Genomic DNA, 20,937 nt, shown 5'->3' with positions numbered 1-20,937 from the left:
ATGTTAAATGGAGAAGGTTGATCGGGGTGAAACCCGTATAACCTCAATATCACACATTTAACAGGATCTATATCACGTTAGCTTCGGTGTCAAGCAATTGTGCAACTTCGCGGGCGATCTCTTCAGCTTCGCCTTCATATTTTTTACCGGCTTCCCGTTCAGGTTTTTCTTCATAACCAAGAACATTGGTATTAGCCGTTAATTCGTCTTCACTCAGTCCGAGATCGGATAATTCAACCTGTTCCATAGGCTTCCGCTTGGAGGCCATAATACCTTTTAGGTTTGGGATACGCGGTTCGTTCATATCGTTAGAGCAGGTAACTGCACATGGTGTTGGCAGCTCGATCATTTCCTGTCCGGTATCACCCTGTCGTTTCACGATCAGTTTACCGTCTTCAGCTTCCAGTCCAACAGCGTTTGTTGTGTACGGAAGGTTCAGCAATTCAGCGAGCATGCTTCCGGTTAGTCCGGCGTCCGTATCCTGAGATTGCTTTCCAAGCGAAAGTACATCGTACTTTTTGTCTTCAAAGAATTTGGCTAAAACCCGTGCGTATGATCCGGAATCATAGGCTTCATCACCGGAAGTCACAATATGAGTTGCCTTGTCAGCTCCCATAGCCAATGCTTTTCTGATGGTTTCGGACGCTTTGGAAGCACCAATGCAAACAACTTCAACTTCACCGCCATGCTTTTCCTTTAAAACAAGGGCTTCTTCAACGGCGGAGGCATCGTAGGCATTTAACACCATCCGGTCTGCATCCTGAATTAGTTGTCCGTCTTTGATCTGTAATGGTGCGTACACGTCGGGCACCATTTTTATACATACGTAAAATTTCATTCTATTCTGATTTCAGCTTGAAAATTTCAGTTATGGAACCGCTTTTTTGGGCGCCCAATATACAAAACCATGATACAAATATCTTAGTTCTGAAGGCTTTCGTATTCACTTAAATGTCCCTGATCGGTTTGTCGTAAAATGTTGTAGGCCTCCAGGCGTACATCGCGCGGGGCAGACTGAAAAATACCGGCTATTTCACGGGCTTTGGCATCAAAAAAGATATCATAGAGCCAGTTACTTGTTGACCGCCGTTTAGCCGTTTGAATGTTCCGGAGGGTTGTTAAAATTTGTTGTCGTGCCTGCTCGGGTGAGTCAATAAAGGTATCCAGTCCGAGCCGATGATAGCTATAGTATGCTCTGCGCAATGCGTTGTAGCTTCCTGAAGTCAGATCACTGATCAGTGTGTTTCGGTTTCGCTGATTGTTTGAGTTGCGGCTCCATCCGGCTGCGTTGGTGGTCTGTGCCAGGTTTAAAATATTTTGAGCTCTGACAAAATACTCGGAGCCACCCAGTTCAGAAAAAGTATCAAAATCATATCCGAGCATCACATAACTGTAAAAGTCCAGAAACCCGGTCAGGTCGTCAAACTGTAATTCATCATGGATCATCGTGCGCCCTTCAGGATAGCTGAATTGCCAGCCGTTGTCGCTGATCAGTAGTGTTGAGGTTTTATTCGTGGTATTGTAGATGGGGCGCTGGACCTGTATCACCGTTTCGGCACTAAACAAGTAATTGGATGTTCCACTGACGATCACTATCTGCATCAGGCATTCTATTCGTTCGTGATTCTGATAGTCAATTTCAGTCCAGTTATGTTCGTTCAGATATTCTTCAATATCCGGCTTCAGGTTACTTAAGTACTGATAGGAAGAGCCTTCAAGGCGATCTGTGTTGACCTCAACCGTGCAATTAAGCTCCTGAGCCCTTCCTTCAAATGTCAAAAAGACAAAAAATACTCCGCAAAATAGGATCGTCTTTATTACATTATTAAAAAATAGAGGGGTCTTCATATAAGTATTTATTGTTTCTCAATGATACGAATACAACATATACTATATAAAATAACTTTCGGGATTATTTTAGCATTGTTCTCGTTTCCTGTTCATGGTCAACTCATCATGGGAGCAAAGAGTCTGGGTATGGGGCAAACTTCTGTCGCCTTACCTCAAAATAACTGGGCTATTTTTGCCAACCCGGCCACCATCAATACCGATAATACATCCATAGGCTTTTATGGATTGAGGAATTACGGTTTTTCTGAACTGACGGATATGGCCGCTGCAGCAACCATCCCCACCAAATTCGGTGTAGCGGGATTTGGCTTTCACCGTTACGGAGATAATCTGTTCAACGAAATGAGAGTTCGCATAGCGTATAAACACGAGTGGCGAATGCTGCATTTTGCCATAACGGGCAACTATAATCATATTTCATTTGGATCAGGCTATGGATCAGGCTATGGCTCAGGCGGTGCGTTGGGGGTTGATGTAGGCCTGGCTGCAGAATTGACGGAAGATCTTTGGATAGGAGCCCGCTCCAGCAATGTCAACAAACCGGAATATCAGGATATTGATGAGGAGCTGCCACGGGATATTATCATTGGTTTTAGCTACAGCATGAATGAACTGGCCCTGTTCGCATTTGATGTGGCCAAAGATGTTCGGTTTCCGGTTTCTTACCGGGGTGGTATCGAGGTTGATATCTTTCAGGGTTTGCTTGGCAGAATTGGCGTGACAACAGAGCCGCTGAGCTTCTCAGGCGGGTTCGGATTCAGTCAGGAAATGTGGGCCGTCAACTTAGCGGTTCAAAAACATGAGTTACTGGGATTTAGTCCCGGTTTAGATTTCATGATCAAATTTTAGATGAGGAATTGTGTAACTATCATATCTTTAGGTCTTGTCATGACCTGCGGAATGGTACCTGAGAGAGCCTATTCTCAGGATTCCACGAGTGTGGAAGAACAACTTGAAAAAGCGTTTGAGGAATTGGATCCGGAAGAATCAGGCTTAACCGGTGAACAGCTTACACAATTTCTGGAAGACCTTGCGGCAAATCCCATCAACATAAACAGAGGAAAACTAGATGACCTTCTTCAAATTCCGGGTATCAATTTAAAGATCGCCCGTGCCATTGTTGACTATCGGTCAACCAAGCCATTTGAAACCAAAGAAGAGTTGCTGGAAGTATCCGGTATTGGTCCTGCTACTTATAGAAGGATGCAACCTTATGTGAGCATAGGAGGATCCGGAGAACGATTTCGTGACATGTATTTAAGACCGGAGTACTGGCTGGCAAACAGACGGGTAGAGGTCTTTTCACGCTACCAGCGGGATCTGCAGGAAAGCGAAGGGTATATTCGTCCTGATAGTCTTGGAGGCTACCTCGGTTCACCCATGAAATACTATCACCGCATAAGGATGAACACCAATCACCTCTCCGTGAATTTTACGCAGGAAAAAGATGCCGGAGAGCCGTTGGATGGAGTAACAGGATTTGATTTCAACTCCGGGCACATAGCACTGGTTGATAACGGGAAATTGAATGAACTGGTAGTGGGGGATTACAGCCTCAGTTTTGGGCAAGGTTTAGTGCTTTGGAGCGGGGGAGCCTTTGGCAAGGGCAGGGAAGTGGTCGGAACGATCTCCAAGAATGAAAGAGGGATCAAGCCTTACAGTTCGGCACAGGAAACGGATTTTTTCAGGGGTGTAGCGGCTTCTTATGGTGATAAGATCGAACTGACCGGATTTTATTCTGAACGGCCGAGAACGGCTTCGGTTACCGGGATCGATACCACCCGTTTCCCAACCTCAACCGGATTTCACAGAACCGAAAATGAATTGGGTCGGAAAAACAATATCTACCAGATGACGACCGGTGGCCGGCTTAGGGTGGATTCGAGACTTGGATTGATCGGGGTGACCGGATACTACAATCGGTTCAGCAGTTACATTGATAAGGGTACTTTATTGAGTAGTGCCTTTGATTATGAAGGAAGAGAACATTCCGTATTTGGGGTGGATTATCGTGGGTTGATCAGAAACAGTTTTTTATTTGGTGAATTTGCCAGAAGTGAGAACGGTGGGTTTGGGGGTATTGCGGGAGTAGAAACACCCATTGGAGATAATTCGGAACTGGCTCTTGCGTACAGGCATTATGAGAAAGATTTTCAGTCATTTCTGGCAAGCGGATTTGGGGAACAGTCATCAGGATCTCAAAATGAAGAAGGATTTTATGTTGGCCTAAGGCATATTCTGAATCCTAAAATTATCCTGAGCGGTTATTTTGATCAGTATCAGTTTAATGCCCCACGATTTGGTACTTCACAGCCCACCGGAGGCTTCGATGTACTGGCGCTTAGTGAGATCAATTTCAACCGAAGCCTGAATGTGTACTTTTTGATACGTTCTGAAACCAGGGATGATGAATATGTGGTCTTGAATGAAATGGGAAACGAGCAGATCCGAATGGGAGAAGAGACCCGTTCAAGCATCCGTACGAATCTTGAGTATCAGGTAAGTCCGGATGTTCGATTGAGGTCAAGATTGGAACTGGTTCGAAACAGGGAAGCCGGAGGGGAATGGGAAACAGGATTTCTGATTTATCAGGATCTCCGGGTTGAGCCAACACGTAGACTGCGCATCGATGGGAGGGTTACACTATTTGATACAGATAGTTTCAATACCCGGGTGTATCAATTTGAAAGTGACCTGTTGTATGTGATGTCCAACACGGTACTGTACGATCAGGGGCAGAGAGCCTATGTAGCGCTTAGATACATTGCAGCTGACTTTATGGATGTCTGGTTTAAATATGGAGTCACTGTTTTTGAAGACCGGCAAACCATCAGCAGTGGCCTGAGCGAAACAAAAGGGAATGTCCGGAATTCGATAGGCCTTCAGGTTCGGTTACTTTTTTAAAGTAATAAGAGAATTAATTTATCATTTTCGAACCTTAATTTTTAAATAAATCAAGAGAGTGTAAACAAATATACTTTGTAATAGTAAAAGTGGAGGATTTAGTTCAAGGTAACCTATTTGACAATTCAAATCAGACCCTAACATGGTATTGATAAGTGATATAATCAATACTGGTGTTATTAGTACAAAACCTAAAGTAATACCTAATTTTAACTGCTTACCAGTAAAAATTGAAACTGCAATAATTATCTCTGCAAGAATCACAGTCCATTTAATCATATAATAAGAGTTTGAATCAGCTAAAATAAACGTTAAATCTTCTTCTGAGATCATTCTATTGATGGATGAAATGAGGAAGTAAAAGGCTAAAACAATCTTTACATATTTCATAGTGATAGCTCATATTTTATGATTTTATAGAAGCCATCCACATATGATAAAGCGTAGAGATAATTACCTGAAACCGTGATATCTTTTGCCATTTCGGGTAGCTCAATACTTTTTATATAGTTTCCCGTTCGCTTGTCAAAGATCTGTAATTCTGTAGTATTATCTGACTTTTCAATCTCATCAGCAATTTTACCTGTAATAGTTTTTACAGCCATCATAAATGGTTTAATCTCAAACTTTTTTCCTGAAAATAAAACGTAGACATATTTATCGTCAGTAGCGATGCTTAGAGTTCCTTCAGGGGAGATTGCATGATCAGGTGCTGAATACCCGTCATCGTATTCTACAGTAGGTAAAATAAACGAATTGGGTGTTTTGAGTGTATCAACCGTACCGTTAGAAGAAATTGTAAGGACGAGGGTAGAATAAAAATAACCAATATACGCTTTATCAGTGTCGGTAATCATTGGGCCTTGGTCTACCATAAAATTAATTGAAATTGGTTTTAGGCTGTTATAGTAATCGGTATCAATTTTAAGTAAGACCTTATCAACGATGTTATTGTTATTGAATCGTCGTATTTCAGCTGCTGTTTCAAAGTTGTAGAATTTTCTGACCACAGCTATTGAATCGTTTAGAATGACAGCAGAGCTGATTGAGCGATCATTATATCTAATATCTGTTACATAAGTCAGATTCCGGTCATATACCATGCCTTTTCTTTGATTGTTATCCCACAGTAGAAACAAATTGTTGTTTATATTTGAAATAAGTTTTCGTCCTTTCTGAGAAAGTTCTCCCGGACCCCGGCCGGCTCTGTGTGAAGCAATAACGGTCTTACTTTTTAGATCATGCATACTTAAAACTGCATCCCTATTGCTTAAGTCAACCACAATAATAGTATCCTCATTCAACGCGTAAATGTTGGTGGGGCTGTAAATATTGTCCTGATAGACTAGTGTTTTCTTAAGTTCCTGTCCATTAGCTGGATGAATAACCAGAGATAGAAATATTAATAGAAGTAGTCTCATAGTGCTTTATTAAATGAAAAGCTCTTTCATGATCTTCATGAAAGAGCTCCCAGTTTCTATTTGCATTTGGTTTTACAGGTAGTTTCACTTCCCCAGCATCCAAGGAAAAGTTTTCGATTTCCATGAATGATTTCGTCAACTCCATCTTCGCCGCAAGGGCCTTCTACCTTAGATAGGTTGTAATTTTCTGTAGCAGTTGTTTGGGCAGTCAGATTGGATTGGGGTAATACAAATAATCCCATACTGAATGCAATACAACCCATTGCTACTAATACACTTTTAATTTTTGATGTAATAAGTGTTTTCATTTGAACCTCGCTAGTTTTGTTAGTAATTGGATACCAACAACATTCTAAAGAGGTAGATTATATTTTGCTTGAAATAAGCTCTGAAAATTGTTCCAAAAAAAATCTCAACTTTTGTTCGTACTTCTCCACTCGGAGGGAGACAAAGCGGTCACATTACTAAATGCTTTGCAAAATGAAGAGTTTGAACGAAAACCAAGTTCAATAGCAACCAAGGTAATTGATTCGTCAGTTTCTCTCAGTAAAATCTTTCCTGCTTCAATGCGATGATGTAGAATGTATTCTTTTGGATATCTATTTGTAAATCGCTTAAATCTGGCTGAAAAGCATTTTCGATTTATTTTACACACTTCTTTTAGTAGGTTGATATTTAATTTTTCATCAAAACAATATGTGTGTATATAGTTAATGGCTCTTTGAATATCGTTGGGATATTGAATTTGCTGCTCAGATATTAACTGCCTATAGTTATTCAAAAGAACTTTAGTCCCTATTTTATTACTCATAATGTTGTACCCAGTTTTATACCCAGTGTTTTAATCTATAAAGTAGAGTTAAACTAACTAATAGATACTTCTCACTACTTTTAAGAGGATGAACTTATTTGTTTGTTACAATTTTTTTTAAAAATATATTCAATAATACAATTTTAGGTAAGGTTGGGAAGTTTGGTAAAGTTGATAGGCTGACCGAAAAAATAGGAGTCACTGTTTTTGAAGACCGGCAAACCATCAGCAGTGGCCTGAACGAAACACAAGGGAATGTCCGGAATTCGATAGGCTTTCAGATTCGGTTACTTTTTTAAGACCATTCAGCTATTCTTGACCCTAAAAGTAGTACCCAATATTAATGTTGAACCGTGTGTTCCATCGGGCATCATTCAGTCCTTGTCCAAGTCCCTGACCAAACGTTTCGGTTAACCACGGGTGATTACTGCCTCTTGCTATATCAAAGTAGGTGTACACATTGCCCGCCGTCAGCAAAAATCCGATCACATTTTGATGAGCGTCATTGAAGCTATCAATATGTTTTTGGAAGTAGGTGTAATCGTTATAGAAATTCAGGTTGGTGACCGGCCCCCAGTTCACGTCATAACTGTAGCTGAGTCCGGCTGAGTACATACTCATTTCCGTGGTTACCGGATAGGTGGAAGCATAAGCGCCCATTTGAACGGCATCTATGGGCTGACCGGTGTCATCCTGTGCATTGATATCGTATGTGGTATACTGCCCTTTGAAATTCCAGTTGCCGTAATCAACATCGGTGTGAGCTGCTATGGCATACCGGCGATCAGTTTCATTCAGTACCTGATTCCAGGTTTGGCCGATCACTCCACTCACTCCAAGTTCTACGGTTCCTCCATCGATATCAAAACTACGGGTGGTTCTGACATTCAACTGATTGCGTTCGTAGTTGGTTTGGTTACCGGACGGAACGATATCATAGGAATATCGACCGGAACCGCCAAAGCCAAATGAACCTGCTCCTGCTGCGGGGCCTGCCGGTTCAGGCTGAAAGAAATAGGCCGCCATGATATCCCAGTTTTCGGCAGTGTGCGTAAATTTGATTCCCATATCGTGATCATCCTCAAGTCCGACATAATAGGGCCCCTGAAACCACCAGTTGTGGGAATTATACTGAAGGTTGCCAAACGGAATCTGAGTAACACCGATCTGAATATTGTTCTTTTCATTAAGATCGTATCCTAACCATCCCTGCTTTATAAAATGCGTGTTGAAGGTAGGGTAGAACCGGTATTCAAAATTAAGCTTCACCCCATTTTTAACCGCATTCACGTTGATACGCCAGGTGTCCCAGGTAAACTGTCCATCGTTGTTGTCGATATTGCCGTCTTCATAATCAGTCAATATGACGTTATACCTGACGGCCCCGCCAACGCTTAGTGAAGATTCATCATCCTGAGCAAACAGATAGGCAGGAATCATCATAAAAATTGAAGTGAGCAAAATAGTGAGTTGTTTCATTGTTCATCCGTTTATTGAATTATTCCGTTAACATGTGAACCTGAAAACTTCTTCCGGTCAATTTTTTTTGGAAGAAGAACACGGTGAAATCCTGCTCAGTTTTTCACTTTGACTTATGTGTTTTGGATAAATCTCTTACATTCAGTTTTAACAAACCACAAGCTGGTTAAGTGGAGATTCGATATATCAGATCGATCCATTCATCCGGTTAGGTGTGGTTCAATCATCAGGTATAAAACCCGGTTTTTTAGATTTATGTACTTCTTACACAGCTATTTAAAACAAATGATATCAATAAAGTTCAGATCGATACCAATTTTTTTGGTCTGCTCCTTATTCTTTGGATTGACTGAAGTTATTGCACAGCAAGAATTTTCACGACAGGATACGCTCAGGGGAAGTATCACTGAGGAGAGAGCCTGGTGGGATCTTAATTATTATCATCTTGAGGTGAAAGTAAACATTGAAGACAGCTCCATAGCCGGCAGTAATTTGATCCGCTACACCGTACTTGAGCCGGGGCAGACCATGCAGGTCGATCTTCAGGAGCCACTTGAAATCACAGACTTCCAACAAGATGGGGAAAGTCTGGACTTTGTGAGAGAGGGCAGTGCGTTTTTCGTAACTCTTGAGAAGAAACAGGTAACAGGCGATGTAAATGACGTTGTTGTGGAGTATGCCGGAAAACCGGTGGTAGCCGAAAATCCACCCTGGGACGGTGGCTTTACCTGGACAGCCGACAGTAACGGAAAACCATTTGTGGCCACGTCCAATCAGGGGATTGGGTCAAGTGTGTGGTGGCCGAACAAAGATCACCCGTATGATGAAACCGATAGTATGCGGATCAGTATCACCACTCCGGGTGATCTCATGGATGTTTCGAATGGCCGGCTGGAAGGTGTGGATGAACATTCTGATGGAACTAAAACCTGGAATTGGTTCGTCAGTAATCCCATCAATAACTATGGAGTGAATATCAACATCGGCGATTATGTGCATTTTGGTGAGATCTATGATGGCGAAAAAGGCGAATTGACCCTCGACTATTATGTGCTGCGCGATAATGAGGAAAAAGCCCGGAAACAATTCAAGCAGGTAAAGCCCATGTTGGATGCCTTTGAGCACTGGTTTGGTCCGTATCCATTTTATGAGGATGGATACAAGCTGGTGGAAGCTCCATATCTGGGAATGGAACATCAGAGTTCAGTGACCTACGGCAACGGATATGAGAATGGATATTTGGGTCGCGACCTGAGTGGGTCAGGCTGGGGATTGAAGTTCGATTTCATCATCATTCATGAAACCGGCCACGAATGGTTTGCCAACAATATTACCTATGCCGATGTTGCTGATATGTGGGTACACGAGGGATTCACCAATTACTCAGAGAGTTTGTACCTGGATTACCATTTTGGAACACAGGCTGCCAACGAATATGTGCAAGGACTCCGGCTTGGCATTAACAATGACCGGCCTCTGATGGGGACGCATGGCGTATATCATCGCGGATCGGGCGATATATATAACAAAGGAGGAAATCTGCTGCATACTTTACGTCAGGTTGCTGACGACGATTCCCTTTGGAGAGAAACCCTTCGTGGCCTGAACCGTGAATTTTACCACCAAACGGTACATTCCAAACAGATCGAAAATTTTATCAGTGAGAGTTTTGGACACGATCTTTCAAAAGTATTTGATCAGTACCTGAGAGATACGCGTATTCCAACTTTAGAGTATGCATTCAGAAATGGCTCTCTTTCATACCGATGGGGGAATGCTGTGAGTGGATTTAATTTGCCGGTTGATGTTACTGTAAACGGAAAAGACATCCGGCTCAACCCAACCACCGGCTGGCAAAGAATGGAAGTTGAAGAAAAAGAGACGAACCAATTAGTGGTTGATCCGAATTATTATGTCGGCAGTTTTGATCTGTTAGGCGAATAAGGAAATGTGACGCCCGTCGATTTCCAGTTTACTGAAATTGAAAGCTTTTTTGATCCACCGGAATGTTTCTGGGTGGTAGAAGAAAACGTGGGTTTCATCACTTTTGTAATACCATGCATGGAAATCAACATCCTCGGTATAGACGTCGGTTTTCAGGAATAATGCTCCTCCGGGGTTTAACATGCCTCGTAATCGCTCAAATTCCATGTGGGGTTCATGAAAATGTTCAATAACCTCACAACTGACTATGTAGTCAAAGGTTTCATCAAATACGGTAGTGTTGTTATCAAAAAAGGGATCGTAAGTGATAATATCGTACCCTTCATCTGTCAGCATTTTGGTGATCACCGGTCCGGTTCCGGCACCAAAATCGAGTCCTTTGTTGTCAGGGCTGTAATGCTCAAGGATCTTATCAACCAGCGGGGAAACAAATTTTTGGTACCGGGGATCTTCCACGTCGTTATTGTGGCTTTCATACCTGTGGATCTCCTCATCAGGAGTCGGATAATCGCTGATATCCATCAAAACCGCTTTACAATTCGGACACCGGTGATATTGCCGTTCTTCTTTTTCATAGAAATAGAACGGTTCCGTTTTTATTGAACAGAGCGTGCAGTTCATACCTGTTTTTTCTTTTGAAGGTATGATTTATGCAAAACAGATGTGAAGCTTACTGTTCCGGATACCAGTTCTTCAGGCGTACGTCAATATCTTTTCTTTCCCAGTCCACTATTTCCTTGAATCGCTCAATATCCTGACCACGGTGGTGATAGGGATACATGACTTTCGGTTCAAACTTCAGCACTCCACTGGCAGCCTGATAGATATCCATGGTGTAGGGGAGGTTCATGCAGACAAACGCGATGTCAATATTTTCGAGCTGACGCATTTCGGGAATATCCTCAGTATCACCAGACACGTAGAGCTTTTTACCGCCCATGGTTACCACATAACCGTTGCCCCAGCCTTTGGTGTGCCGTGCTCCCTCATTGGGAAGGTTGTACATCGGAACGGCCTCGACATTGATTCCCTGATAGTTTTGGGATTCACCATTTGCAAGAATAATGGGTTGACTGGAATAAGCTTCAGGCATTTGATCTGCTACAACCTTAGGGACTATAAAGGTGGTATTTTCTGTATCTAAAGCTGCAAGGGTCTCAGGACTCAGGTGGTCTCCGTGCGGATGGGTGATCAGGATCAGTTCCGGGGCAGACTTGCCTTCATAAAGATCTGCAGAACCCCAGGGATCAACATAAACATCCAGTCCATTCCACTCAAAAATGACGCTTCCGTGCAGGATCGGGTGGATCCTGAGATCTCCGTTTTCAGTTTGAAAGGTATCCGGAGAGTTCGTCAGTTGTGCAAAAGCTGAGGTAGTTAAAAAGGTAAATGAGAGCAGTAGGATTATGATAAATCTGAGCATGATGGCAGTGTAGGTTGAGTTTAAAAATTAAACCCTATCATCCCCAAAACCATTCATTTTAATTTGTAGCTTCGGGGATGCTCTGGCAAGATCTTAGCCATCAATTCAACCAGTGAAAGGTAGTTTCGAAGGCTTTTTTACGAACCTCATTTCGTGATAGATAAACGTCATGTATGGCATCGTTTACCGGTTCCAGTGTAACTTTAGGTCCAAGCATAACACCGTATTTTCTGATGTGGTCCACATTCAGAACCATATCTGAACGCATGAGAATATCTTTCCATTTATCCGGCCGGACCGACCGTTCTGAGTGAAGGATCAGAATGGGGATGTTGATACGGGAATGCCTTCGGAGCTTCTTCTGAGCCCGGTTCACAGCATATACCCACTTATAATAGGCAGGGAAGCCTTTCATGGGCTTCCATTCTTTGTTGTATTCCCATTCTCCATATTTTGATTGCGAAATACTTGCCCCATATAGATGTGAGAAGGGCTTCTTTTGGGCCGCATATGGAAACAAGAAAGAGATGAAACCTGCCAAAGGAAGAAGAAACACCCGCTGAAACAGGTTGATGTTGAAATCCAGGAAAGGGGAGTTTAGAATGAGCCGCTCAAAATGGTCGCGGTATTTTCCAATGTTGAGATACACAGAGGCAATGAGTCCACCGGTGGAGTGACCGATCAGTATAATTTTCTGACCGTGATCTTTCTGTATGATCTCAACGGACCGGTTGATCTCTTCAAAATATTCGGTGATCGAACGGCAGTAATTGGGATGCTGATGAGGTAATAAAGAGCGGCCGTACTTTCTCAGATCAAGGGCAAAGAAATTGTAGCCGTTTTTGTTGAATTGTTCGGCAACGTGTGTCTGAAAAAAATAATCATTGAAACCGTGCAGATATAACACCGGTTGGTTGCCGGAGACATTTTTCGGTGATCCAATAAGTGTGGAGATCACTCTGCCTTCGTAGTCATCCTCAAGTTCAAGGGTGGTGGTTTTGAATTCGGTGATCGTCATAGGATCTCTTTCACTCGTCCAATTTGTCCGTCTTCAAGCCGTACCTTAATGCCGTGGGGGTGTGTGGCACTCTTAGTTAAAATATCCCTGACGATCCCATAAGTGATCTTGCCTGAACGCTGATCTTTCTTCAGTACGATCCCAACTTTCAATCCCGCTTTGATGTCCTGTCTCTCTGAGCCTTGTTTCATTACTGATTATAGGTTTTATTCATGTATTCTACTGAGGATCGAATCAATGTTTCAAGTACTTCCATATCAATATCACTCAGTTTTTTGATGTATAAACAAGACTTCCCTGTTTTGTGTTTGCCAAGTTTTGCCATCAGTTCATCGTAGCGCTTAAAACCTGACATGATGTAAAGTGAGATCTGTTGCTTCCGGTTCGCAAATCCGGTAATGAACCAGTCGCCTTCCCGGCCGCTGTCGTATTTATAGTGATAACTTCCGAATCCCACAATGCTGTCACCCCACATGTTTGCATCTTCACCCGTTATATCAGCCATTAAGTCATGGATCTTGATGCAATCCTCTTTTCGCTGAGGGTCTTCAATAGCGTTGAGATGCTCAGAAACATCCATTTCGTTTTGTTTGGTCTTCAGTTCGGCCATCACATTTTTTTAAAATATTACCCTTGTCGGATTTGGGATTTTAACTCCTTCATACTATATACTCAAGCATGAAAAATCCACTGAAAAAATACTTTGGGCCCAGCACCCTGGTTGCTGCAGCATTCATTGGCCCCGGAACCGTCACCGTTTGTACCCTGGCCGGAGTGAGGTCGGGCTATATGTTACTTTGGGCGCTGGTTTTTTCGGTTATTGCAACCATCACACTTCAAGAAATGACCGGTCGCCTTGGCATTGTTACCCAAAAAGGCTTCGGTGAAGCGATACGGGAACAGCTTGGGCACCCCATCTTAAAAATTGCGGGTATATTACTGGTCATGAGTGCCATTGTGATCGGAAACATTGCTTATGAGGGCGGTAATATATCAGGGGCCGTACTGGGGTGGGAAGAATTCTTTGTAGGTCTTGATGTTACCATCAACGGATTTACGTTGAGGCTCACGTCAGTTCTGATTGGAGCGGTTGCGTTCACATTGCTTTTTTCGGGAAGTTTCAAGCGTATCGTGAATGTGATGACCGCCCTGGTTGGAATAATGAGTGTTGTGTTTGTGACCACAACGATCGTCATCAGTCCGGATATCACAGGCATATTGAAGGGCATGTTCATCCCCCGGGCCTCTGCGGATGAGTTCCTGACCGTGATCGCCCTGATCGGTACCACAGTGGTGCCCTATAATTTGTTTTTACATGCCTCAACAGTACAAGAACGATATTCCAGTTACACACAACTTTCCGATATGCGAATCGAGAATGCGGTGGGTATTATTTTAGGTGGATTGATCTCAATATGTGTAGTGATAACGAGTGCTGCCGCTGCAAACGGAAGTTTGGAAGAAGTGAAAAGTGCTGCAGACATGGCTCAACAACTTGAACCCTTACTGGGAAGCTGGGCCAAAACTTTTATGGGAATCGGTCTGTTTGCCGCCGGCATCACTTCGGCAGTTACCGCACCACTTGCTGCAGCTTATGCCACTAAAGGCTTATTGGGATGGAACGGTGATCTTAAGGATACAAAATTCAGAGTGGTGTGGATGCTGGTACTTTTTACCGGGGTTATATTTTCCGCCGTCAGTTATAATCCCGTTAAATTGATCGAATTTGCACAGGTAGCCAATGGAATTACACTGCCGGTCATAGCTGCTTTTCTGCTATATATCATGAATAAGCCCTTATTTCTGGGAAGTAACCGAAATAATCTTCGTCAGAATGTGTTTGGGGTGATTGTGATTCTTGTAGCATTACTTGTAGGTTTCAGGAGCTTGAATTCCGTTCTAAACATCTTGTGATCATGATTACAAAATTAGACCTCAACTGCGATCTCGGCGAATTTTATGGTATGTATGACGAGAAAAGGGATTCCGCCATCATGCCCTATATCACCAGCTGCAATATTGCCTGTGGGTTCCATTCCGGTGACCCGGTGGCTATCTCAAAGACCATCCTGCTTGCACAAAAACATGATGTAGCCATTGGGGCACACCCATCCTATCCGGACCTTCAGGGTTTTGGTCGCCGCATTATGAACCTAACCGTTGATGAACTGCAAGCCTGTGTACTGTATCAGGTGTCCGCCCTCAAGGGAATGGCAGTAGCACAAGGGGCTGAACTGCATCATGTAAAACCTCATGGGGCCCTGTATAATTTTGCAGCCAAAGATGAGAATACCGCAGTTGGAGTGGTAAAGGCTGTGGTTCAGGTGAAACAGGATATGATCCTATACGCTCCCGAAGGTTCCGTTTTAAAGGAAGTGGCAGAAGATGCCGGATTGATCGTAAAGAATGAGGTATTTGCAGATCGTCGGTATGAGGATGACCTGTCACTGAGATCCAGAAAGCTGGATGGGGCAGTGCTGACTGATAAAGCATCGGTTTTAAAGCAGCTGAAAGGATTTCTCGATGGAAAGGTTACTACGTATGATGGACTTGAATTACCTACTTCAGCCGATACACTTTGCCTGCACAGTGATACAGAAGGAGCTACAGAACTGGCGAGAACCATCCACGATTTTTTGACAGAGCATGATATCGAGATCACTGCAAATTGAACAAAGTGAGTGGCAGCTTATTCCATTGGGAGAACGAGCCCTTGTTCTGGAACCTGTAGCTGAGGAGCCCGGATTATCTGTCATCCACAAGATATGCTTTTTGATAGAACAGTCAGGTTTGGATGGACTGACGGATGTGGTCCCCACCTACAAATGCATTGCACTTCTTTTTAAGGAATCGATAACTGATACGGGAACCATCACGGCGAAGCTTTCAGAGATCTTTGAACACGCCGGTGACTATACACCGAGGAATGATCTCATTCGTGTACCGGTCTGTTATGAACTGGGTTTGGATTGGGATTCTATGGAGTCTCAAACAGGATTAAAGAAGGAGAAGATCATCCAGATTCATTCAGGTACAACCTATACGCTTGCTATGATGGGGTTTATCCCCGGCTTTCTTTATCTGGAGGGATTAGATAACAAGATCATCTGCCCACGTAAAAATGAACCGAGGACAAAAGTGCCGGCAGGTTCGGTAGGAATTGGAGGAGACCAAACCGGGGTATATTCTCTTGAAAGTCCGGGCGGTTGGCAGATCATAGGTCGAACGCCACTTAACTTTTTCAACAAAGATCAGGATCCTCCGGTTTCAGTTTCACTGGGGGATAGGATCCGGTTTGAACCGATCAGCGAGGAAGAATTTAGGAAAATGGAATCAGGTGGTAACTCATGATAAGCACACTTGAAGTCATTAAGGCAGGTTTGCTTACCACCGTTCAGGATATACCGGGGCGGAATGGGTTGCGAAAATATGGGATTCCAACGAGCGGAGCCCTGGACACTCACCATGCAGAACTGGCTAACTGGTTGGTTGGAAATCCAATGGAAAGTCCGCTTCTGGAGATCACCCTTGGGAATGCCGAGTTCAGGTTTACCAAAGGAACAGTTGTTGGGGTTACCGGTGGAATAGCAAAGTTATATGTCGGTGACCGATCGGTTCAAACCAACCGAAACATTAAGGTTGAACCGGGGCAAACTCTCAGAATTGAAAGGGTAACCAAAGGTGCCAGAATGTATCTGTCTGTGGCCGGTGATTGGAAACTAAAAAAGGAACTTGGAAGCTGCTCAACCTATCGAACGGCTGAACTGGGAGGATTTAATGGGCGAGAGTTAAGAACGGGGGATAGAATTGAGGTGGACGTTTCAGGAGTAAAATTTACTGAGAAAGTAATTCCGAAAAAGCTCATGCCACATTATAGTCAGCATCAAATGATCCGGGTGATGGCCGGGCCTGAGTGGAAATGGCTCACCGAAAAACAACAGGAAAAAATACTTGAGCTCAGGTTTGGGGTTTCAAGTACAAGCAATCGAATGGGCTTACGCCTGAACAGTAAAATGGCTCTCAATATTCAGGATTCAGAGTTTAGTTCGGTTCCTGTGGTTCCCGGTATCGTGCAATTGCCACCCGGTGGGAATCCCATTGTTTTGATGAATGATGCCCAATCGGTGGGTGGATATCCCAGAATACTAAAAGTAGCCGATGCTGATCTTTGGAGATTAGGACAGGTGTGGCAGGGAAACGAAATAAGTTTTAGTTTAATTGACAGGAGAGGTGCCCTTGAGTTGTTTGATTATTACAGGGAATTAAGAGCATCCTATCTAACATAATTTTATTAAATCATCGGATTTGAGACTGCGAGAGCAAACAGCCGGTGGCTCACTATACTATTTTATATGAAAAGAACGATACGATCATTTATCACGATTCTGGGATGCGTGTTCATTGCATCATCTACCGCTATAGCACAATCGAATAATGCTACTTCAACTACTCTGCACCGTCTGGCCCCTGAACAAGATCAGGTCTGTACCTTTGAGCCCACTTACCGGGATGTATTCTTTTATAAAGGAGTGGAAGCATTCAGAAAGAAAGGTGATTTCAGGGCTAAAACAGCCTCCATTCAGGTAGATTATGTAGGTAACTGGCCACAAGACGCCCGAACCGCTTTTGAGTATGCCATGACCATCTGGGAATCACATATCACTTCTTCTATACCGATCAAAATTGAGGCCAATTGGATTGCTTTAGAGGGGAGTACGCTTGGCAGTGCGGGTCCAACCCTAATATATCCGATCGATAATGTTTGGTACCCGATCGCCCAAGCCAGTGCTATGGAAGGGGAAGATCTTTTAACCGGAAATGGATTTGGGGTGGAGCATGATATCGTAGTTAATATGAATTCAACGTTTGGGTCCTGGTACTACGAAACGGATGCCAATACTCCGGGTGGGTTTATTGATTTTGTTACGGTTGTGATCCATGAGATCGGTCACGGGCTTGGATTTACAGGTTCAATGAGCGGTGACCCGGACTCACAATTAGCACAGTGGGGATTAGGCGACGATCCGGTTCTTCCCTTCGACTACGATACCTTCATTGAAGATGGATTCAGTCAGTCTGTGCTCAACGAAAATGTATATCCTAATCCATCGAATGCTCTTTACAATGCAGTGACGGGAAATAATGGAGGACTATTTTTTATTGGTGATCAGGCAAATGAAGCATTTGAAAATCTCCCTGTTCCGATCTATGCCCCTCCGACCTGGCAAGGAGGTTCCAGTTATTCACATCTGGATCAGGTTACTTTCACAAATACCGATAACGCTCTGATGCGACCTCAGATCGACAACGCATTCGCCATTCACTCCCCCGGACCGGTTATGTGTGGGATATTTGCTGATAAAGGCTGGCCTTTGGGAGGAGGTTGTTTTGCCTTGCTGGGTGCCACATCCATAGTTGAAGTGGATGAGTCTGAAATTGACTTTGGAGTGACGAATGTCAACACCCGACTGGATACTACCATTGTGATCAGCAATGATCCCAATTCTGAAAATGCGCTGGTGGGGAGAGTAGAGTTGTCTTCAGGCAGCAGTGCATTTTCGTTGAGCAGCAGCACTATTTTCTTAAATATTGAACCGGGAGAAAGTCAGGAAATTCAGGTCCGTTATCGTCCACGGTTTGCCCGAAATAATGCCGGTGAGATTAGAATTTCTCACAATGGGGTAAATCGTCCGAATCCGATCCTGATCCCTCTGAATGGAGATGCCCTGGAGGAGGACCGGGTGGTAGAACTGCTACAGAATTATCCCAACCCGTTTAATGCTTCTACAAATATTACCTACAAACTGCCGCAAAATTCCTATGTGAAGCTCGAGATCTTCGATATGTTAGGTAAGCTGGTGGAAACGGTGGTGGATGGAGAACAAAGTCGCGGCCGGTATGTGCAAAGAGTACAGGCCGACGATTGGTCAAGTGGGGTTTATATCTATCGTATATTAGTAGAAGGACGTGCCGAAACCGGCAAATTAATGTTGGTAAAATAGACTGCAGAATGCTATTGTTAGACTTCACCAGTTGGCAGGCACGCATTGGATATCACAAACTTAAAATCAAGATTACTTCTCTCAGTATTGATTGGATCTTTATTCAGCCTGGGAGTGGTACTTTTGTGGTACACCAATCAGCAGGAACAGCAGCAGGTCAGAGTTGAGACGGTACAGGATACGGGGCAACTTATCAGGCAACAAATTCAGGGACAGGTCCTTCAATCCCTGAAAACACTACAGAACCTAAAAAGCAGAATTGAGGTTACTGATGGTGAATATTTTGACTATTGGGATTATGATGCCTCTCTGACCATGGAGCAGGATCCTTCATTTCTGCTTGTGGAATGGATCGATCAGGATATGATCATTCAGCGGGTTGAACCTGAAAAAGGCAATGAAAATGCGATCGGGCTGGATATTTCAGAACTGGAATACCGGCGGCCTGACTGGGAAGCTGCGCGAGATGATTCGGTTCTGAACCTGACACACTGGCTGGAGCTGGTGCAAGGACCTAAGGCTTTTCTGGTGGATGCCCCGGTGTATTATCAGGGATCTTTCAAAGGCAGCATCACGGCTGCCCTCAATTTTCAGGAGAGATTTGATGAGATCATGCAAGGGCTGGATCAGTATTATGTGCGCATTCAGGATGAGTTTGGGGAAACCTTCTATGAGTTTGGCCGGGAACAAGCATACACCGAGAATGGTGTTTTTGAAAGCATGATCACTTTTGATCCATCCCGGATAAATTCAGGAAACTGGTCGATCAGGGTGGTATCAAGTCATTCCGAAGAAAGCCGAAATGCCGAAAATGGTTTGATCCTGAATTTGATCCTGGGATTGGTACTGAGTCTCACAACCGGATTTTTGATGTATTATGTGCTAACAGCAAATGCAGCTCGCGTAGAAGCCAAATCTGCCAATCAAAAGACAAGGGCATTGATACAGAACTCTCCGGTAGCCATCTATTCGATCAATCGAAAAGGTATCATTACTGATTTTTGGAATGAGGCAGCTGAAATGCTGTTAGGCTGGAAAAGGGAAGAGGTGATAGGCCGTTTTTTACCACATGTTTCTGAGGAAACCAAAGCTGGGTTTGATGAGCTCATGCAGGAGCGTGATGCGGAAGGTAGTATCTATAACAAGGAAGTGATCAGAACCCGAAAAGATGGTAAAAGTATATACCTGCGGTTGAGCGTAGGACAAATGGTGAGGGATTCTGATAATGAAAAACAAATGTTGGTGACCCTCGAAGACATGACCCGTGAAAAAGAATATCAGAAACGGCTTGAAAACTCTCTGGAAGAAAAAGAGGTATTGCTGTCGGAAGTGCATCATCGGGTAAAAAATAATCTTGCCATCATAACCGGACTGATCGAATTACAAAAATCAGGAATCACTGATGACGGGCTTAACCTGATACTTAAAGAAACGCAGAACCGGATCTATTCTATCGCTTCGGTACACGAAATGCTGTACAACACAGATAGTTTTATCAATGTTTCGTTTGAGGAGTATGGAGAAAAACTGGTAGAACGAATTCGTGAAATGTTCGCATCAAGTGATCAGAAAGTAGAGATCAGGCCCCGGTTCCGGGCAAAAGAGATCAATATCAATCAGGCGATCCCTCTGGGTTTGCTATTGAACGAGCTCATCACAAATTCATTCAAGCATGCTTTTTCAGGAAAAAGTAAGGGGAGTATCGATATTACAGTTACAGAGGTGGATGGGATCATTGAAGTCATCTATCAGGATGACGGAATCGGTTTTGATAAGAGTAAGTTTGAGCAATCAACCTCGCTTGGGGTTACGCTCATTAAAACATTGATAGAGCAGTTAGAAGCGGAGTTTGAGTTACATACATCAGAAGGATTCCGGCTAAGCCTGCGATTCCATAAGAATGAAAAGGGCGCACATTCAGGAATGTAGGAGTATCAAACATTGTGATCTTAACATCTCTATAATTCAGTACCTGTAGGGGCCATTCATGAATGACCCCTACAGGTACAATAGAAAAAGAAAACAAAAAAATAGCCCTACCGACCAAAGTCAGCAGGGCTAAGTACCCGAGAGAGGACTTGAAC

Annotated in this window: 21 protein-coding genes; 9 read left to right on the top strand and 12 right to left on the bottom strand. The window is 43.5% G+C overall.

What is annotated here, in order from left to right; genetic code table 11:
* Window positions 1-67: 67 nt before the first annotated feature.
* Both C3B73_RS08745 and porD read right to left on the bottom strand, forming a co-directional pair.
* Window positions 68-838 (bottom strand): electron transfer flavoprotein subunit beta/FixA family protein, encoded by a 771-nt coding sequence (locus C3B73_RS08745; RefSeq protein ID WP_103665219.1) that lies wholly within the window; start codon window positions 836-838, stop codon window positions 68-70.
* An 83-nt stretch (window positions 839-921) separates the two neighbouring features.
* A complete protein-coding gene (gene porD, locus C3B73_RS08740; protein WP_103665218.1) occupies window positions 922-1,848 on the bottom strand; it encodes a type IX secretion system protein PorD in 927 nt (308 codons plus the stop codon).
* A 108-nt stretch (window positions 1,849-1,956) separates the two neighbouring features.
* Between porD and C3B73_RS08735 the strand changes: the two genes are divergently transcribed.
* Together C3B73_RS08735 and C3B73_RS08730 are read left to right on the top strand one after the other, a co-directional pair.
* Window positions 1,957-2,700, top strand: a complete 744-nt coding sequence (locus tag C3B73_RS08735; RefSeq protein ID WP_103665217.1) for a hypothetical protein — start codon at window positions 1,957-1,959, stop codon at window positions 2,698-2,700.
* Window positions 2,701-2,739: 39 nt separating this feature from the next.
* Entirely contained in the window at window positions 2,740-4,755 is a 2,016-nt protein-coding gene (locus C3B73_RS08730; RefSeq protein WP_157939456.1) for a ComEA family DNA-binding protein, read from the top strand.
* Between the two features lie 21 nt (window positions 4,756-4,776).
* Here the strand turns inward: C3B73_RS08730 and C3B73_RS08725 are convergent, their stop codons facing one another.
* From C3B73_RS08725 to C3B73_RS08705, 5 genes are all read right to left on the bottom strand, one after another.
* Window positions 4,777-5,088, bottom strand: coding sequence for a hypothetical protein (locus tag C3B73_RS08725; protein WP_157939455.1), 312 nt, complete (start codon window positions 5,086-5,088; stop codon window positions 4,777-4,779).
* 53 nt (window positions 5,089-5,141) lie between these two features.
* Window positions 5,142-6,176 (bottom strand): BF3164 family lipoprotein, encoded by a 1,035-nt coding sequence (locus C3B73_RS08720; protein WP_157939454.1) that lies wholly within the window; start codon window positions 6,174-6,176, stop codon window positions 5,142-5,144.
* Window positions 6,177-6,232: 56 nt separating this feature from the next.
* Window positions 6,233-6,484 carry a hypothetical protein gene (locus C3B73_RS13930; RefSeq protein WP_157939453.1) on the bottom strand — a complete coding sequence of 84 codons (252 nt, stop codon included), beginning with the start codon at window positions 6,482-6,484 and terminating at the stop codon, window positions 6,233-6,235.
* 104 nt (window positions 6,485-6,588) lie between these two features.
* A complete protein-coding gene (locus tag C3B73_RS08715) occupies window positions 6,589-6,987 on the bottom strand; it encodes a helix-turn-helix domain-containing protein (protein WP_103665213.1) in 399 nt (132 codons plus the stop codon).
* Window positions 6,988-7,308: 321 nt separating this feature from the next.
* The gene (locus C3B73_RS08705; RefSeq protein ID WP_157939452.1) at window positions 7,309-8,466 is read right to left on the bottom strand and encodes a hypothetical protein; all 1,158 of its coding nucleotides are present in this window, start codon (window positions 8,464-8,466) and stop codon (window positions 7,309-7,311) included.
* A 285-nt stretch (window positions 8,467-8,751) separates the two neighbouring features.
* Between C3B73_RS08705 and C3B73_RS08700 the strand changes: the two genes are divergently transcribed.
* The gene (locus C3B73_RS08700; protein WP_103665210.1) at window positions 8,752-10,410 is read left to right on the top strand and encodes a M1 family metallopeptidase; all 1,659 of its coding nucleotides are present in this window, start codon (window positions 8,752-8,754) and stop codon (window positions 10,408-10,410) included.
* On the opposite strand, the gene C3B73_RS08695 is transcribed toward C3B73_RS08700, so the two are convergent.
* The 5 genes from C3B73_RS08695 to C3B73_RS08675 form a co-directional block, all read right to left on the bottom strand.
* A complete protein-coding gene (locus tag C3B73_RS08695) occupies window positions 10,399-11,031 on the bottom strand; it encodes a class I SAM-dependent methyltransferase (protein ID WP_232803111.1) in 633 nt (210 codons plus the stop codon). The two genes, C3B73_RS08700 and C3B73_RS08695, sit on opposite strands and share 12 nt — an antisense overlap.
* Before the next feature lie 49 nt (window positions 11,032-11,080).
* Window positions 11,081-11,833 carry an MBL fold metallo-hydrolase gene (locus tag C3B73_RS08690; protein WP_103665209.1) on the bottom strand — a complete coding sequence of 251 codons (753 nt, stop codon included), beginning with the start codon at window positions 11,831-11,833 and terminating at the stop codon, window positions 11,081-11,083.
* 100 nt (window positions 11,834-11,933) lie between these two features.
* Window positions 11,934-12,851: an alpha/beta hydrolase gene (locus C3B73_RS08685; protein WP_103665208.1), complete on the bottom strand. Its 918-nt coding sequence runs from the start codon at window positions 12,849-12,851 to the stop codon at window positions 11,934-11,936.
* A complete protein-coding gene (locus tag C3B73_RS08680; protein WP_103665207.1) occupies window positions 12,848-13,042 on the bottom strand; it encodes a YwbE family protein in 195 nt (64 codons plus the stop codon). The genes C3B73_RS08685 and C3B73_RS08680 overlap by 4 nt, the downstream gene beginning before the upstream one ends.
* Entirely contained in the window at window positions 13,042-13,461 is a 420-nt protein-coding gene (locus tag C3B73_RS08675) for a DUF1801 domain-containing protein (RefSeq protein ID WP_103665206.1), read from the bottom strand. Before C3B73_RS08675 ends, C3B73_RS08680 begins: the two co-directional genes overlap by 1 nt.
* Window positions 13,462-13,529: 68 nt before the next feature.
* On the opposite strand from C3B73_RS08675, the gene C3B73_RS08670 reads away from it, so the two are divergent.
* The 6 genes from C3B73_RS08670 to C3B73_RS08645 all read left to right on the top strand — a co-directional run bounded on the left by C3B73_RS08670 (window position 13,530) and on the right by C3B73_RS08645 (window position 20,782).
* Complete coding sequence (locus C3B73_RS08670; RefSeq protein ID WP_103665205.1) at window positions 13,530-14,765, top strand: Nramp family divalent metal transporter; 1,236 nt, start codon at window positions 13,530-13,532, stop codon at window positions 14,763-14,765.
* Window positions 14,766-14,767: 2 nt separating this feature from the next.
* Window positions 14,768-15,523 (top strand): 5-oxoprolinase subunit PxpA, encoded by a 756-nt coding sequence (locus C3B73_RS08665; RefSeq protein WP_103665204.1) that lies wholly within the window; start codon window positions 14,768-14,770, stop codon window positions 15,521-15,523.
* Window positions 15,498-16,202: a 5-oxoprolinase subunit PxpB gene (pxpB, locus tag C3B73_RS08660; protein WP_103665203.1), complete on the top strand. Its 705-nt coding sequence runs from the start codon at window positions 15,498-15,500 to the stop codon at window positions 16,200-16,202. Before C3B73_RS08665 ends, pxpB begins: the two co-directional genes overlap by 26 nt.
* Window positions 16,199-17,137, top strand: a complete 939-nt coding sequence (locus C3B73_RS08655) for a 5-oxoprolinase subunit C family protein (protein WP_103665202.1) — start codon at window positions 16,199-16,201, stop codon at window positions 17,135-17,137. The genes pxpB and C3B73_RS08655 overlap by 4 nt, the downstream gene beginning before the upstream one ends.
* 66 nt (window positions 17,138-17,203) lie before the next feature.
* On the top strand, window positions 17,204-18,853 hold the full coding sequence (locus tag C3B73_RS08650; protein WP_103665201.1) for a T9SS type A sorting domain-containing protein: 1,650 nt from the start codon (window positions 17,204-17,206) through the stop codon (window positions 18,851-18,853).
* A gap of 87 nt (window positions 18,854-18,940) precedes the next feature.
* A complete protein-coding gene (locus C3B73_RS08645; RefSeq protein WP_103665200.1) occupies window positions 18,941-20,782 on the top strand; it encodes a sensor histidine kinase in 1,842 nt (613 codons plus the stop codon).
* The last annotated feature ends 155 nt before the right edge of the window (window positions 20,783-20,937 follow it).

Origin of the sequence: Gracilimonas amylolytica (genome assembly GCF_002911695.1) — a bacterium.
In the GTDB taxonomy this organism is placed as follows: Bacteria; Bacteroidota; Rhodothermia; order Balneolales; family Balneolaceae; genus Gracilimonas; species Gracilimonas amylolytica.
The sequence above is the reverse complement of the archived record's forward strand: the minus strand, read 5'-3'. Positions and strand labels throughout refer to the sequence as shown.